This window comes from Lysobacter changpingensis, assembly GCF_017308985.1.
GTDB classification, from domain to species: domain Bacteria; phylum Pseudomonadota; class Gammaproteobacteria; order Xanthomonadales; family Xanthomonadaceae; genus Lysobacter_J; species Lysobacter_J changpingensis.
Genome location: NZ_JADWPE010000002.1, coordinates 198,193 through 213,205 on the forward strand (window position 1 = coordinate 198,193; position 15,013 = coordinate 213,205).

At 67.6% G+C, this 15,013-nt stretch carries 16 protein-coding genes; 15 read left to right on the forward strand and 1 reads right to left on the reverse strand.

Translation table 11 applies throughout. The annotated features are described in order from the left end of the window. Positions 1-206: 206 nt before the first annotated feature. The 4 genes from I4U41_RS02560 to I4U41_RS02575 all read left to right on the forward strand — a co-directional run bounded on the left by I4U41_RS02560 (position 207) and on the right by I4U41_RS02575 (position 3,490). On the forward strand, positions 207-989 hold the full coding sequence (locus tag I4U41_RS02560) for an enoyl-CoA hydratase/isomerase family protein (RefSeq protein WP_206859488.1): 783 nt from the start codon (positions 207-209) through the stop codon (positions 987-989). Then, on the forward strand, positions 989-1,381 hold the full coding sequence (locus I4U41_RS02565) for a hypothetical protein (RefSeq protein WP_242524974.1): 393 nt from the start codon (positions 989-991) through the stop codon (positions 1,379-1,381). Before I4U41_RS02560 ends, I4U41_RS02565 begins: the two co-directional genes overlap by 1 nt. Further along, a complete protein-coding gene (gene nth / locus I4U41_RS02570; protein WP_206859490.1) occupies positions 1,378-2,094 on the forward strand; it encodes an endonuclease III in 717 nt (238 codons plus the stop codon). The genes I4U41_RS02565 and nth overlap by 4 nt, the downstream gene beginning before the upstream one ends. Before the next feature lie 235 nt (positions 2,095-2,329). Further along, the gene (locus I4U41_RS02575; RefSeq protein ID WP_206859491.1) at positions 2,330-3,490 is read left to right on the forward strand and encodes an OprO/OprP family phosphate-selective porin; all 1,161 of its coding nucleotides are present in this window, start codon (positions 2,330-2,332) and stop codon (positions 3,488-3,490) included. Between the two features lie 84 nt (positions 3,491-3,574). On the opposite strand, the gene I4U41_RS02580 is transcribed toward I4U41_RS02575, so the two are convergent. Further along, complete coding sequence (locus I4U41_RS02580) at positions 3,575-4,618, reverse strand: acyltransferase family protein (protein WP_206859493.1); 1,044 nt, start codon at positions 4,616-4,618, stop codon at positions 3,575-3,577. Between the two features lie 228 nt (positions 4,619-4,846). Between I4U41_RS02580 and pstS (I4U41_RS02585) the strand changes: the two genes are divergently transcribed. From pstS (I4U41_RS02585) to I4U41_RS02635, 11 genes are all read left to right on the forward strand, one after another. Next, entirely contained in the window at positions 4,847-5,866 is a 1,020-nt protein-coding gene (pstS, locus tag I4U41_RS02585) for a phosphate ABC transporter substrate-binding protein PstS (protein ID WP_206859494.1), read from the forward strand. Between the two features lie 321 nt (positions 5,867-6,187). Then, positions 6,188-7,282 carry a phosphate ABC transporter substrate-binding protein PstS gene (gene pstS, locus I4U41_RS02590; protein ID WP_206859495.1) on the forward strand — a complete coding sequence of 365 codons (1,095 nt, stop codon included), beginning with the start codon at positions 6,188-6,190 and terminating at the stop codon, positions 7,280-7,282. A gap of 305 nt (positions 7,283-7,587) precedes the next feature. Further along, positions 7,588-8,559 (forward strand): phosphate ABC transporter permease subunit PstC, encoded by a 972-nt coding sequence (gene pstC, locus I4U41_RS02595; protein WP_206859496.1) that lies wholly within the window; start codon positions 7,588-7,590, stop codon positions 8,557-8,559. Then, positions 8,559-9,458: a phosphate ABC transporter permease PstA gene (gene pstA / locus I4U41_RS02600; protein WP_206859497.1), complete on the forward strand. Its 900-nt coding sequence runs from the start codon at positions 8,559-8,561 to the stop codon at positions 9,456-9,458. Before pstC ends, pstA begins: the two co-directional genes overlap by 1 nt. A 40-nt stretch (positions 9,459-9,498) precedes the next feature. Then, positions 9,499-10,314: a phosphate ABC transporter ATP-binding protein PstB gene (pstB, locus tag I4U41_RS02605; protein ID WP_206859498.1), complete on the forward strand. Its 816-nt coding sequence runs from the start codon at positions 9,499-9,501 to the stop codon at positions 10,312-10,314. Positions 10,315-10,424: 110 nt separating this feature from the next. After that, a complete protein-coding gene (phoU, locus tag I4U41_RS02610) occupies positions 10,425-11,129 on the forward strand; it encodes a phosphate signaling complex protein PhoU (protein ID WP_206859499.1) in 705 nt (234 codons plus the stop codon). A 505-nt stretch (positions 11,130-11,634) separates the two neighbouring features. Continuing rightward, a complete protein-coding gene (locus I4U41_RS02615) occupies positions 11,635-11,991 on the forward strand; it encodes an EF-hand domain-containing protein (RefSeq protein ID WP_206860382.1) in 357 nt (118 codons plus the stop codon). 72 nt (positions 11,992-12,063) lie between these two features. Then, entirely contained in the window at positions 12,064-12,927 is an 864-nt protein-coding gene (locus tag I4U41_RS02620) for an HvfB family MNIO-type RiPP peptide maturase (protein ID WP_206859501.1), read from the forward strand. Beyond that, a complete protein-coding gene (locus I4U41_RS02625; protein ID WP_206859509.1) occupies positions 12,914-13,687 on the forward strand; it encodes an HvfC family RiPP maturation protein in 774 nt (257 codons plus the stop codon). Before I4U41_RS02620 ends, I4U41_RS02625 begins: the two co-directional genes overlap by 14 nt. 83 nt (positions 13,688-13,770) lie before the next feature. Then, a complete protein-coding gene (gene rnt, locus I4U41_RS02630) occupies positions 13,771-14,415 on the forward strand; it encodes a ribonuclease T (RefSeq protein ID WP_206859511.1) in 645 nt (214 codons plus the stop codon). After that, the gene (locus I4U41_RS02635; protein ID WP_206859514.1) at positions 14,412-14,972 is read left to right on the forward strand and encodes a sugar O-acetyltransferase; all 561 of its coding nucleotides are present in this window, start codon (positions 14,412-14,414) and stop codon (positions 14,970-14,972) included. Before rnt ends, I4U41_RS02635 begins: the two co-directional genes overlap by 4 nt. Positions 14,973-15,013 lie beyond the last annotated feature (41 nt).

Genomic DNA, 15,013 nt, shown 5'->3' on the forward strand with positions numbered 1-15,013 from the left:
CGTAATGGATCGGGGCGGGACTACCGCTCCTTAGTGATAAGGCCCGCACCGGTCGAATGGACCCGGATGGACGCGCTAGGATACCGGCGCCCGTGCTTAATCGCCACTGACGCCGACCGGCTCAGACACCGCCTCCCGGCCGAAGTTCCGCGCCTGCCGGGACGACAAATTCCACCCTTTTTCCCGTCTCCTGGACCGCCCCTTTCATGTCCGAAACGCCCGTCATCACCGCCGACCGCGGCGCCGTCCGCGTCATCACCGTCAACCGCCCCGACAAGCTGAACGCGCTCAACGCCGCGACCCTGGACGCCCTGCTGGCGGCGTTCGAGGCGGCTGCGGCCGATCCGGCGGTCCGCTGCGTGGTCCTGACCGGCGCCGGCCCGAAGGCCTTCGTGGCCGGCGCGGACATCGCCCAGATGAACGGGCTGACGCCGGTCCAGGGTCGCGACTTTTCGTTGCGTGGCCAGAAGCTGATGCGGCGGGTCGAGAAAATGCCCAAGCCGGTCGTCGGAATGATCAACGGCTTCGCGCTCGGCGGCGGGCTGGAGCTGGCGATGGGCTGCCACCTGCGCATCGCGGCCGACACCGCCAAGGTCGGCCAGCCGGAGATCAACCTCGGCCTGATCCCCGGCTTCGGCGGCACCCAGCGCCTGCTGCGGCTGGCCGGCCGCGCGGCGACGCTGGAGCTGTGCCTGGTCGGCGCGCCCATCGACGCCAGCCGCGCGCGCGAACTGGGCATCGTCAACCGCGTGGTCCCCGCGGCGGAGCTGGAAGCCGAAACGATGAAGCTGGCCGACCAGCTCGCGAACTCCGCGCCGCTCGCGCTGCGCGGCGTGCTCGACTGCGTCAACGTCGGCGGCGAATGCGGTATCGAGGAAGGGCTGGAATACGAGACCGCGCAGTTCGGCCTGATGTTCGCCACGCAGGACATGCGCGAAGGCACGAGCGCGTTCCTCGAACGCCGCAAGCCGGCCTTCAGCGGCCAGTGATGCACGACGCGCCCGACGCCTGCGTGTGCGGTTGCGCCGATCCGCGCGGCGACGCGGCGCACGCGATCAACGCCGCGCTGGCCGTCGGCGACGTGGACGCCGCGATCGGGTTGGGCCTGCTCGAACGCGCCATCGAATGCGCCTCGTGCGATGAAGCATGCCGTGCGCGACTGTCGGACGCGCGACGCGAACGGGAGACCGCGCTCGCCGCGCGCGAACGCTACCGCGCGCGCAATGCCCGCCTCGAACGCCGCGCGCGCGAACGCGCGGAAACGCGCATGCCGCCTCCGCCGAGCGACGTCGCCGCGCCCCCGCCTTCCGCCCTGCCCTCCGCCGCCGCCGCCGCGCTCGCACGCGCGCGCGAAAAGGCCGCGCAACGCCACAAGCCATGACGCCCGCCGCAACGAAGAAGAAGGCCGCGAGCAAGCGCGCGCGGCGCGTGAGCCGCCTGTCCGCGGTGGAAATCGAGACGATGTTCGCGCGCTTGAAGGCGCTCAATCCCAAGCCTTCGACCGAACTGGAATTCTCCACGCCCTACGAGTTGCTGGTGGCGGTGACGCTGTCGGCGCAGGCCACCGACGTGGGCGTCAACAAGGCCACGCGCAAGCTGTTCCCGGTGGCGAACACGCCGCAGGCGATCGCGAAGCTCGGCGTCGAAGGCCTCAAGCCGTACATCTCCACCATCGGCCTGTACAACACCAAGGCGGCCAATGTCGTCGCGATGGCGCAGCAGTTGATCGAACGGCACGGCGGCGAGGTGCCGCGCGATCGCCAGGCGCTGGAAGCGTTGCCGGGCGTCGGGCGCAAGACCGCGAACGTGGTCCTCAACACCGCGTTCGGCGAACCGACGATGGCGGTGGACACGCACATCTTCCGTGTCGCCAACCGCACGGGCCTGGCGCCGGGGAAGACGGTGCGCGCGGTCGAGGACGGCCTGCTCGAGGTCGTCCCGCCCGGATACCTGCACGATGCGCACCACTGGCTGATCCTGCACGGCCGCTACGTGTGCAAGGCGCGTCGGCCGGACTGCCCGCACTGCGTCATCCGCGACATCTGCCGCTTCCCCGACAAGACGCGGGGCGAGCCGGACGCGATCGCGACCTGAGCGGTCGCCAGCCGTCGCGACCGGCCCTTGTAGCCCGGGTAAGCCAAGCGCACCCGGGGTGAGAGGTCGCCGGGTTCCCCGGGTGCGCTTCGCTTACCCGGGCTACAAAGGCGGATGCGAACACCGTCATCGCCCGGTCATCGCAGCGAAATAAGTCAGCGCTGTCACATTTACGCAACTTTCACACCCTAGCCTGCGCAGCGTTCCTTCACCAACGCCTCCAAGGGCTACGTCCATGAAACTGTCCCGCAGCACCCTGTCCGTCGCGCTGCTCGCCGCCCTCGTCGCGCCGGCCGCGCACGCCGAAATCACCCTCGACGTGATCGGCGGTTCGGAAGTCTCCTTCGAAGGCCTGGTCCAGGCCGACTTCTACAAGTTCGACACCGACACCATCGACTACGGCGCGGACTCCTCGTCCGACCTCGACGGCGACGACTACCTGAACGAACTGCGCCGCGCCGAACTGGTGCTCAAGGGCAAGGGCCCGGGCAACGTCGAGTGGGTGCTGGGCTACGACGCCAAGGACGACAAGTTCCTCGACGTGAACGCCAAGTACAAGTTCGGCAACAACTCCAACCACTTCATCCAGCTCGGCCAGTTCAAGCAGCCGGGCGCGACGATGGAAGAGCTGTCGTCGACCAAGAACAACGACTTCATTTCCAAGTCGTCGATCACCAACTCGATCGGTACCGCGCGCCGCCTGGGCATGCAGTACAACGTCGGCGATTCGAACTGGGGCCTGACCGGCAGCTACTTCACCCGCGAACTGACCCGCAACCGCGAGCACGGAAACGGCTACAGCGTGCGCGGCTACTGGGCGCCGATCAACGAGCAGGGCAACATCTTCCACATCGGCGCGTCCTACACCGACAAGGACACCGATGGCGATGCGATCCGCCTGCGCGCGCGCCCGATGGCCGACATGGTCTCCACCCGCTTCGTCGACACGCGCACCCTCGAAGATGCCGACCGCAACAGCGTGATCGGCGCCGAGGCCCTGTGGGTGACCGGCCCGGTCAAGCTGCAGGCCGAGTACATGACCACCGACGTCAAGCGCTACGGCACCTCCGACGATTTCAGCGGCGACGGCTTCTACGTCTCGGGCCTGTGGAACATCACCGGCGAGACCTGGGGCTACAAGGGCGGCGTGCCGACCACCGGCCTGCCGGACAACCCCGGCGTCGGCATGTGGCAGCTGGGCCTGCGCTACGACACGATCGACCTGACCGACGGCGACGTCGTCGGCGGCGAGATGGACAGCTGGACCGCCGGCGTCAACTGGTACTGGCGTTCCAACTTCAAGTTCATGCTGAACTACGTCGCGGTGAAGCAGGAGAAGGGCGAGCTGAAGGACGACCCGAACATCCTCGAAGCCCGCATGCAGTTCTTCTGGTAATCGCAACGCGACACCGCTTCTGTTTCCTCCCCCTCCGGGCGCGACGCGAGTCGCGCCCTTTTTTTGCCCGACGCGGACGCAACGCTAGGCGGCGGCGCCCTCTTCCGTCGCACGCGAAGGAGCGCGCGAGAGGAACAGCGAACGCAGCCAGGCCGTCATCGGCAATTCCAGCAGGCGGTACAGCACGACCGCCACCGTGCAGCACAGCGCGACCTTCAGCAGCGCGACGGCGTACGTCTCGTGCACGCCGATGGCGCGGAGCACGCGGTTCGCGACGTTCAGCACGTAGGGATGGAACAGGTACAGCGAATAGCTCGCATCGCCGACGAGCACCGCCAGCCGCGGCAGGCGCCGGTTCGACAGCGCGCGCACCAGCAGCAGGAACGCCAATGCCGCCGGCAGTCCCCAGGCGACGAGCCTTCCGAGGTCCTTCGCGTCATCGGCCAGCACCGGCATGCATGCGATCAGCGCGATCCCCACCACGCCCATGACCGTTCGCGCGATCCTCCCCGGGCCCTGCGGTCGCGATTGCCGGAGCAGCGCGTGGATCCGGTAGCAGGCCATGCCGAACGCGAACTCCACCAGGATCGGCGCGGTATAGAACTCGAACACCACCGACGTGGAATCCACCGCCCACCCGATCAGCGCCAGCGCCACCAGCAGCGCCGAACAGATCGCCGCCCGATACGCATGGCTGATCGCCATGGACAGGGCGAACAGCAGGTAGAAGAACATCTCGTAGTTCAGCGTCCAGCCCAGGAACATGATGGGAAAGACGTTGTCGCCGTTCCGGTACGGGATGAAGAACAGCGACTTCAGCAGCTGCAGCAGGTCCGGTCGCGTCTCGCGCAGGAAGCCGGGAAGGAACACCGCCACGCAGAACAGGCCGATCGTCCCCGCCCAGTAGAGCGGCACCACGCGGATCACGCGCTTGGCGAAGAAGTGCCGGCCGGAGTTCTCCGTGACGAAGCACATGATGAAGCCGCTGATCACGAAGAACAGGTCGACGCCCCACGCCCCGTTGCCGAACAGGCTGATGTGGTGCGTCACCACCGCGACCGCGGCCAGCGCGCGGAGCACCTGCACGCTGTCGAGTTTCTCGGCGGGACAGAACGGCGCTGCGGGCACGGTTCGGCTCCTTCATGGGGCGATCCGTCGCCAGTCGGAAAGCAAACGCAACAGCCGGGCTCAGGCGGCCATACACGCCTTGCGCCGTGAGGGCCGCGTGACGATCGCGTGCCACGCCGGCGGAAGCCACGTCATGGCACTGACACATGAACGACGCGGCGCTGTCATCCAACGGTTATCAAATGCGCCACGCACGGGCACGGCCCGTCGTCACTCCAGGAGAGCATCGTGTTCAAGTCCATCCAGTTCCGCATCGCCGCGCTCGCGGTCGCCGGTACCTTCGCGATCAACGCGCAGGCGGCCGACGTCACCGGCGCCGGCGCGTCGTTCGTCTACCCCGTGATGTCGAAGTGGTCGGCCGACTACGCCAAGGCCAACGGCAAGAAGGTCAACTACCAGTCGATCGGTTCCGGCGGCGGCATCGCGCAGATCAAGGCCGCGACGGTCGACTTCGGTTCCTCCGACGCGCCGCTGAAGCCGGAAGAACTGGCGCAGCACGGCCTTGCGCAGTTCCCGTCGGTGATCGGCGGCGTGGTGCCGGTCATCAACGTCCCGGGCGTCGCCTCCGGCGCGCTTAAGCTGGACGGCGAAACGCTGGCCAACATCTTCCTGGGCAAGATCAAGATGTGGAACGACCCGGCGATCGTCGCGCTGAACGGCGGCGTGCAGCTGCCGGAGCGCAAGATCACCGTCGTGCACCGCTCCGACGGTTCGGGCACCACGTTCAACTTCGTCAATTACCTCTCGAAGGTGTCGCCGGACTGGAAGAGCACGGTCGGCGAAGGCACGGCCGTGAAGTGGCCGGTCGGCATCGGCGGCAAGGGCAACGAGGGCGTGGCCGCGTACGTGAAGCAGATCGTCGGCGGCATCGGCTACGTCGAGCTGTCGTACGCGCTGCAGAACAAGATGGCCTACTCGCGCCTGAAGAACGCCGCCGGCAACTACGTGCTGCCGTCGGACGAGACCTTCTCGGCCGCCGCCGCCAGCGCCGAATGGGGCAACGCGAAGGACTTCTACCTGGTGATGACCAACGCCCCGGGCGCGAACTCCTGGCCGATCACCGCGACCAACTTCATCCTGATGTACAAGCAGCCCATGAACGCCGACGGCGCGAAGAACGCCAAGGAATTCTTCCGCTGGGCCTACGCCAACGGCGACCAGCAGGCCAAGGCGCTGGACTACGTTCCGCTGCCGGACACGCTGGTGCAGCAGATCGAGACCTACTGGTCGACGAACATGAACTACTGATCCGCCCGCGGATTAAGGTGCCAAGAAAGGCGGGCCGCGAGGCCCGTCTTTCGCTTTTGGGGAGGGGCGCCGCACATTTGCAGCCCGGGTAAGCGGAGCGCACCGGGGGTGTCGCAAGCTCCGGAGAAGTCGCATGCCCCGGGTGCGGTTCGCTTACCCGGCCTACAACAGCTTAGCCGCACCACAACAGCCTCGACAGCTGCCGCCCGCCCACGCCCCATTGCAGAAATGTGACGACTGGATGTCATAGCGCTGTAACAAAAAGATCATCAAATGGCGCAGCCCGGCACGCAGCCGGATCCACCACACCTGGAGTTGCGCATGAACCCGTCGTCGGCCCGCATTGCCGCCCTCGCCTTCGCCATCGCCCTGACCGTCGCCGCGTGCAAGCCGGCCGGCGAGAACAACGCACCGGCCAGCGCCGCCGACGCGGGCGCGGGCGCCGCCACGCAGGCCGGCGACAAGGTCGCCGCGCAGATCACCGGCGCCGGCGCGACCTTCATCTACCCGCTGATCTCGAAGTGGTCGGACGACTACAACAAGGCCACCGGCGCGAAGGTCAACTACCAGTCCATCGGTTCCGGCGGCGGCATCGCGCAGATCAAGGCCGGCACGGTGGACTTCGGTTCGTCCGACAAGCCGCTGCCGTCCGACGAGCTCGCCGCCGCGGGCCTCGGCCAGTTCCCGTCGGCGATCGGCGGCGTCGTGCCGGTGGTGAACATCGAAGGCATCGAGCCCGGCAAGCTGCGCCTCACCGGCCCGCTGCTGGCCGACATCTTCAGCGGCAAGGTCGCGACCTGGAACGATCCGGCGATCGCCGCGGTCAACCCGGGCCTGGCGCTGCCGTCGACCAAGATCAACATCGTCCACCGCTCCGACGGTTCGGGCACCACGTTCAACTTCACCAACTACCTCTCCAAGGTCTCGCCGGAGTGGAAGTCGAAGGTCGGCGAAGGCACCTCGGTGCAGTGGCCGGGCGGCGTGGGCGGCAAGGGCAACGAAGGCGTCGCCTCCTACGTGAAGCAGATCAAGGGCTCGATCGGCTACGTCGAACTCGCCTACGCGCTGCAGAACAAGATGGCCTTCGCCTCGCTGCAGAACGCCGCGGGCAACTGGGTGCAGCCGAGCGCCGAAACCTTCCAGGCGGCCGCCGCGGGTGCCGACTGGGCGAGCGCCAAGGACTTCAACCTGGTGATCACCAACGCGCCGGGCGACCAGGCGTGGCCGATCACCGCGACCAATTTCATCCTGATGTACAAGACGCCGAAGGACGCCAAGCGTGCGGCCGACACGCGCGAGTTCTTCAAGTGGGCCTTCGAGAACGGCCAGTCGCAGGCGCAGGCGCTGGACTACGTCCCGCTGCCGCCGGCGCTGGTGCAGCAGGTCGAGGCTTACTGGGCGGCTGAGTTCAAGTGACGATTTGGCGCCTGCGCGCTTTGCGCGCAGGCCTTTGCCAAATCGTCATCCCCGCGAACGCGGGGCTCCACCGTTCCAACACTTCAAGCTCCACCCACGCGCAAGCGAAGCAACGATTACCCGCGTCACCGTCATCCCGCGAAGCGGCGAACCCATGAACGCAGCACCGGCCCGCACTCCCTCTCTCCCGGCGAGTCGGCGAAACGTCCATGGATTCCCGCCTTCGCGGGAATGACGAGCCACACCGGACCCGCTCCGGTTCACGAATCCCCAACGCGGCACCACCACGCGGCCACGACCTTCGGATGAACGCCACCACCCTCCCCGCCGTCGAAGTCCCCGCATCGCGCGACCACAAGGACGCGCGCAACGACCGGCTGTTCCGCTACGTCCTCACCGGCACCGTGGTCTTCGTGCTCGTCGCGCTCGCCAGCGCGGCGCTGTCGATGCTGTGGGGCGGGCGCCACGTCCTTGAGAGCGAGGGCCTGAGCTTCTTCTTCAGCGCGCAATGGAATCCCGTCGAGGACCAGTACGGCGCGCTCGTTCCGATCTACGGCACCGTCGTCACCGCGCTCATCGCGATGCTGATCGCGGTACCGGTGAGCTTCGGCATCGCCTTCTTCCTCACCGAAGTCGCGCCGCGCTGGGCGCGCGGCCCGATCGGCACGGCGATCGAACTGCTCGCCGGCATTCCCTCGATCATCTACGGCATGTGGGGCCTGTTCGTGCTCGTGCCGGTGATGACCGAATACGTCACGCCGTGGCTCAACGACCACGCCGGCACGCTGCCGGTGATCGGCGCCCTGTTCCAGGGCCCGCCGCTGGGCATCGGCATGCTCACCGCCGGCATCGTGCTGGCGATCATGGTGATCCCGTTCATCTCGTCGGTGATGCGCGAGGTCTTCCTCACCGTGCCCACGCGCCTGAAGGAATCGGCCTACGCGCTGGGTTCGACCAAGTGGGAAGTGAGCTGGGACATCGTGCTGCCGTACACGCGCTCGGCGGTGATCGGCGGCATCTTCCTGGGCCTGGGCCGCGCACTGGGCGAGACGATGGCGGTCGCCTTTGTCATCGGCAACAGCGTGAACTTCTCCGCATCCCTGCTCGAACCCGGCACGACCATCGCCGCGCTGATCGCCAACGACTTCGGCGAGGCGACCGAAACCTACCGTTCCGCGCTGCTGCTGCTGGGCTTCGTGCTGTTCATCGTCACCTTCGTGGTGCTCGCGATCGCGCGCTTCATGCTGCTCAAGCTCGCGCGCAAGGAGGGCAACTGATGAGCGCCCCCACCGTGTCCGTGAAGACCGAACGCGAATTCAAGGTCGCCGACGCGCTGTACCGCCGCCGTCGCATCGTCAACGTCGTATCCCTCGTGCTGGCCTGCGCGGCGGCGCTGTTCGGCCTGTTCTTCCTGGGCTGGATCCTGTGGACGCTGATCGCCAAGGGCATCGGCGGCATCAATTGGGCGCTGTTCACGCAGAACACGCCGCCGCCGATGCAGGAAGGCGGCCTGATGAACGCCTTCTTCGGCAGCGCCGTGATGTGCGTCATCGCCATCCTGATCGGCACGCCGCTGGGCATCGCCGCCGGCACGTGGCTCGCCGAATACGGCCACGCACGCAGGTTCGGCACGGTGGTGCGTTTCGTCAACGACATCCTGCTGTCGGCGCCGTCGATCGTGCTGGGCCTGTTCGTGTACACGCTGGTGGTAATGCAGACCGGCGGCAACTTCTCCGCGCTCGCCGGTGCGATCTCGCTGGCCTTCATCGTGCTGCCCGTGGTGGTGCGCACCACCGACGAGATGCTGCGCCTGGTGCCGGCGCAGATGCGCGAAGCCGCGCTGTCGCTCGGCGTGCCGCAGTGGAAGGTGATCGTGCAGGTGCTCTACCGCAGCGCGTCGGCGGGCATCGTCACCGGCGTGCTGCTCGCGCTGGCCCGCATCTCAGGCGAAACCGCGCCGCTGCTGTTCACCGCGTTCGGCAACCAGTACTGGTCCACCAACGTGCTGCAGCCGATGGCTTCGGTGCCGGTGGTGATGAACCAGTTCGCCGGCAGCCCGTACGAGTCGTGGCAGGTGCTGGCCTGGGCCGGCGCGCTGGTGCTGACCGTCTTCGTCCTCCTCATCAGTCTCGTCGCGCGCGCCATCGTGCTGCGCAACCGGATCAGCCATGACTGACCTTTCGAACCTCTCGGGCCTTTCGCCCCGGACCACCGCCATGAACGACGCCCGCATCGCCCTCGCCACGCCGGAGCGCAACACCGTCGCCGCTGCCGCGTCGCCGGTGAAGCTCGCCGCACGCGGCCTGAACTTCTACTACGACAAGTTCCACGCGTTGAAGGACATCAACCTGGAGATCCCCGAGAAGCGCGTGACCGCGCTGATCGGCCCCTCCGGCTGCGGCAAGTCCACGCTGCTGCGCATCTTCAACCGCATCTATGCGCTGTATCCGAAGCTGGAAGCGCGCGGCGAGGTGCTGCTGGACGGCGAGAACATCCTCGATGCGCGCTATCCGATGAACCGCCTGCGCAGCAAGGTCGGCATGGTGTTCCAGAAGCCGGTGCCGTTCCCGATGACGATCTACGAGAACGTCGCCTACGGCATCCGCCACCACGAGAAGCTGTCGAAGTCCGAGATGGACGCGCGCGTCGAGCACGCGCTGCGCCAGGGCGCGCTGTGGGACGAGGTGAAGGACAAGCTCAACGCGAGCGCGCTCGGCCTGTCCGGCGGCCAGCAGCAGCGTCTGTGCATCGCGCGCGCCGTCGCGCTGCGCCCCGACGTGCTGCTGCTCGACGAACCGACCTCGGCGCTCGATCCGATCTCCACCAGCCGCATCGAGCAGCTGGTCGAGGAGCTGAAGAAGGACTACACGATCGTCATCGTGACCCACAACATGCAGCAGGCCGCGCGCGTGTCGGACTTCACCGCCTTCATGTACCTGGGCGACCTGATCGAACACGGCACGACGGACATGATCTTCTCGAATCCGACGAAGCAGCAGACCGAGGATTACATCACCGGCAGGTTCGGATAAGCCGGGAACGGGGAATGGGGAATCGAGAGTCGGAAGAGCTCGTCTCCTCACTCCCTCCCGCCCTGCCGCTTCTGCGATTCCCCATTCCCCATTCCCGGTTCCCAAGACAGATGACCATGCACGACCACATCGTCAAGAGCTACGACGACGAGCAGCGCCGGCTGCTCAACGAGACCCTGCGCATGGGCGAAATGGCCGCCTCGCAGCTGGAGGCCGCGCTCGACGTGGTCCAGCGCCGAGACGACAAGGCCGCCGAACGCATCATCGCCAACGATGAAGCCATCGACGCGCTGGAGCAGGAAGTCAGCCACGACGTGATGAAGCTCGCGCTGCGCGGACCGATGGCGCGCGACCTGCGCGAGATCCTCGCGGCGATCCGCATCGCCTCCGACATCGAACGCGTCGGCGACTACGCGGCCAACGTCGCCAAGCGCTCGCTCGCGCTGAACCTGTCGCCGCCGCTGCCGCACGTGAGCGGGCTGCATGCGATCGGCACGCTGGCCGTGCAGCAGGTGCGCGACGTGCTGGTGGCGTATCGCGACAACAACGTCGAACTCGCCCAGCGCGTGCGCGCGCGCGACGCCGACCTGGACGTCGCCTACACCGCGCTGTTCCGCGAACTGCTCACCTACATGATGGAAGACGCGCGCGCCATCACGCCGTGCACGCATCTTCTGTTCATGGCGAAGAACATCGAGCGCATCGGCGACCACGCCACCAACATCGCCGAGAACGTGTGGTTCCTCGTGCGCGGCGAGGAAGCCCTCCCGCCGCGCGAGAAGCGCGACGGCAGCAGCACGACGGCGGCGCCGTAACGCTTCTGTAGCCCGGGTAAGCGAAGCGCACCCGGGGCGAACGAAGCAGCAAGCGTCAACGACGCGGCAAGTTCACAAACACCGTCATCCCCGCGCAGGCGGGGATCCAATCCTGCGAACTTCATGCGCTCCAGATGAGGTGACGCGTTCACGGTCGGATTCCCGCCTGCGCGGGGATGACAGGCTGCGCTTGGGCCAAACCGCCCCGGGTGCGCTTCGCTTACCCGGGCGACAAACGCCCGGCATTCATTTCACCGCGTATCCCGCCCGCCTCGGCGCATTCACCGCCGCGGCCCACGACTCATGGCCTATGACGCGACGCGCCGGATTGCGCAAAGTCCCGCTGCGCGGATGCGTTCGCGCGGAAACCGCTTCCATCACGTGCTGCACTGCGTCACGTGAAGCGGATTTCACCGGTCGCTATCCTTTGCCCTGTCATCGTTCCCAGGCCTGAAACCGGGCCATCCTCCGCGGGGTCCCCCGCATCGCGCACAGGAGTTCACTCATGTCCAGCAAGACCAGCAAGACCGTCGTCCTCGTCGCCGGCGCCGCCCTGGCCGGTGGGATCGCCCTTTCCGGCTCGGCGTTCGCCATGACCGACCTGGCCTCGGGCTACATGCTCAGCGCCGGCGAAGGCAAGAAGGCCGGCGAAGGCAAGTGCGGCATGGAAAAGATGGACGCCGACAAGGACGGCAAGGTGTCGCAGGCCGAATTCGGCGCCGCGCACAACGGCGACACCAGCAAGTTCGCCACGCACGACGCGAACCAGGACGGCTTCCTCTCCGCCGACGAACTGAAGGCGAAGAAGGGCGACAAGATGGAAGGCAAGTGCGGCGAGGGCAAGTGCGGCGGCATGCATTGAATGCGAGTCCCTCGCAAAAGCCCGCACATCCATGTGCGGGCTCTTCAATAGTGCGTCGCTCATGGACAGGCAATGAGCTGCCTGGCTGACACTTCGGTCGGACTCGGACTGCGGCGGGCCCTGCTGGGCCCGCTGCGGGACGCCGCCGCGGGCGACTTCGATTTCCTCGAATGCGCCCCGGAAAACTGGATCGGCGTCGGCGGCAGGCTCGGCGAAGCGCTCGACGAACTCGCCGCGCGCCATGCGCTCACCTGTCACGGCCTCTCGCTTTCGTTGGGAGGTTTCGCGCCGCTGGATGAAACCTTCCTCGCGCGGGTGCGCCGGTTCCTCGACCGCCACCGCGTCGCGCTGTACAGCGAACACCTGAGCTACTGCGCCGACGACGGCCAGCTCTACGACCTGCTGCCGCTGCCCTTCACCGACGAAGCGGTGCACCACGTCGCCGCGCGCATCCGCCAGACGCAGGACATCGTCGGCCGCCGCATCGCGGTGGAGAACGTCTCCTACTACGCGACGATGCCGGTGGATCGCGATCAAACCGCGCTCGACGAGGCGGCCTTCATCAACGCGGTGCTGGACGAGGCCGACTGCGACCTGCTGCTCGACGTCAACAACGTCTACGTCAACGCGATCAACCATCGCTACGACCCGCACGACTTCCTCGCCGCGATGCCGGCGCAACGCATCGCCTGTTTCCATGTCGCCGGCCATTACGACGAAGCCGACGACCTGAAGGTCGACACCCACGGCGCGCCGGTGAAGGACGCCGTGTGGTCGCTGCTCGGCGAGGCGTATCGGCGTTTCGGCGCGCGCCCGACGCTGCTGGAGCGCGATTTCAACATCCCGCCCTACGCCGAACTGCTCGGCGAACTCGACATCGTGCGTCGCCTCATGCGCGAACACGCGCCCGCATCGATCACGCATGCGCACGCCTGACGCACCGCCGCGCCTGCGCGCGCAGCAACTCGCACTGACGCGCCACCTGCGCGATCCGCAGGCCGCGCCCGCGCCGGACGGGGTGGAAGACCGGCGCCTGTCGATCTATCGCGACCTGGTCTACAACAACGTCGAAAGCCTGCTGGCCGGCAATTTCCCGGTGCTGAAGCAGGTGCTCGGCGATGCGGACTGGCGCGCGCTGGTGCGCGGTTTCTTCCGCGTGCATCGCGCGCAGACGCCGCTGTTTCCCGAGCTCGGCCGCGAATTCCTGCGCTTCCTCGACGCGCGCGAAGACCTCGCGCCCACGCTGCCTCCGTTCGCCGGCGAACTGGCGCATTACGAATGGGTCGAACTCGCGCTGCAGATCAGCGACGCCGAACTGCCTTCGTCCGACGCGCGCGGCGACCTGCTCGACGGCGTGCCGGTGCTGTCGCCGCTGGCCTGGCCGCTGGCGTACGCATGGCCTGTGCATCGCATCGGGCCGGATCATCGCTCCGCCATGCCGCCGCCGGAACCAACGCTGCTGCTGGTGCGCCGCGTCGCCGATGGCGAAGTGCGGTTCTCGCAGCTGAGCCCGCTGGCGTTCCGGTTGTTGCAGCGGCTGGACGAGTCGCCCGACCTGACCGGCCGCGCGCAGCTGGAGGCCTTGGCGTCGGAAGCCGGACACGCGGATGCCGCCGCGTTCGTCGAACAGGGCCGCGCGTTGTTCGAGCAGATGCGCGGCGCCGGCGTGGTGCTGGGGACGCGCACCGCTGCATAGCGCACGCAGCGGCTTCCAGGCAGACCGCGGACGAGCCCGCCAACGCGCAGGCCGCACTTGCCCCGTCTGCTACCCTTTCCCGCATGCAGAACGCCGACGCACCCGCCCCGCCCACCCGCCTTTGCAACCGGTTCCGGGGCTTCCTGCCCGTGGTGGTGGACGTGGAAACCGGCGGCTTCGACTGGAACCGCCACGCCCTGCTCGAAATCGCCGTGGCGCCGATCGACATGGACGAGAACGGCCTGCTCGTCGTCGGCGAGATCACCAGCAGCCACGTCGTGCCGGCCGAAGGACTGGACATCGATCCCAAGTCGCTGGAAGTGACCGGCATCGTCATCGACCACCCGTTCCGCGATGCGAAACCCGAGCGCGTGGCGCTGGAAACCGTGTTCGCCCCGGTGCGCGCGGCGCTGAAGAAGCACGGCTGCCAGCGCGCGATCCTGGTCGGGCACAACGCGCACTTCGACCTGAATTTCCTCAACGCGGCCGTCGCGCGCAGCGGGCACAAGCGCAATCCGTTCCATCCCTTCAGCGTGTTCGACACGGTCAGCCTGGCGGGCGTCGCCTACGGGCAGACCGTGCTGGCGCGCGCCGTGCAGGCCGCCGGCCTGCAGTGGAACAGCGAGGAACAGCACTCGGCCGTGTACGACACCGAGCGCACGGCGCAGCTGTTCTGCCGCATCGTCAACGCGTGGCCGTCGCCGGTGCCGCCGGTGGTGGCGCCATGAGCGCGACGCCGATGCAGCGCATGCTCGCCGGCGAGCTGTATCGCGCCGACGACGCGGAAATCCAGGCTGCCCAGGCCGCGACCCGCGAATGGCTGGTGCGCTACAACGCGGCGCTGGGGATGACGCCGGCGCAGCGCCATTCGCTGTTGGCCGAACGCCTGGGCGCGGCCGGCGAAGGCAGCGAGATCCGCCCGCCGTTCCATTGCGACTACGGCTTCAACGTGCATCTCGGTCGCGGCGTGTTCCTCAACTTCGACTGCGTGATCCTGGACGTGGTCCGCGTGGAGATCGGCGACGGCACGCAGATCGGCCCGGCGGTGCAGATCTACACCGCCGACCACCCGCGCGATCCGGCGGTGCGCCGCGAAGGCTGGGAGTTCGGCAAGCCGGTGGTCATCGGCCGCAACGTGTGGATCGGCGGCGGGGCGATCCTGCTGCCGGGCGTGACCGTGGGCGACGATGCGCTGATCGGTGCCGGAAGCGTGGTCACGCGCGACGTCCCGGCCGGCGCGACCGTGGCTGGCAATCCCGCGCGCATGGTGTCCAAGGGCCCGTAGCCAGCCCGCGCAGTGTTTCGCAGCGCGCAACGCGTTGTCGC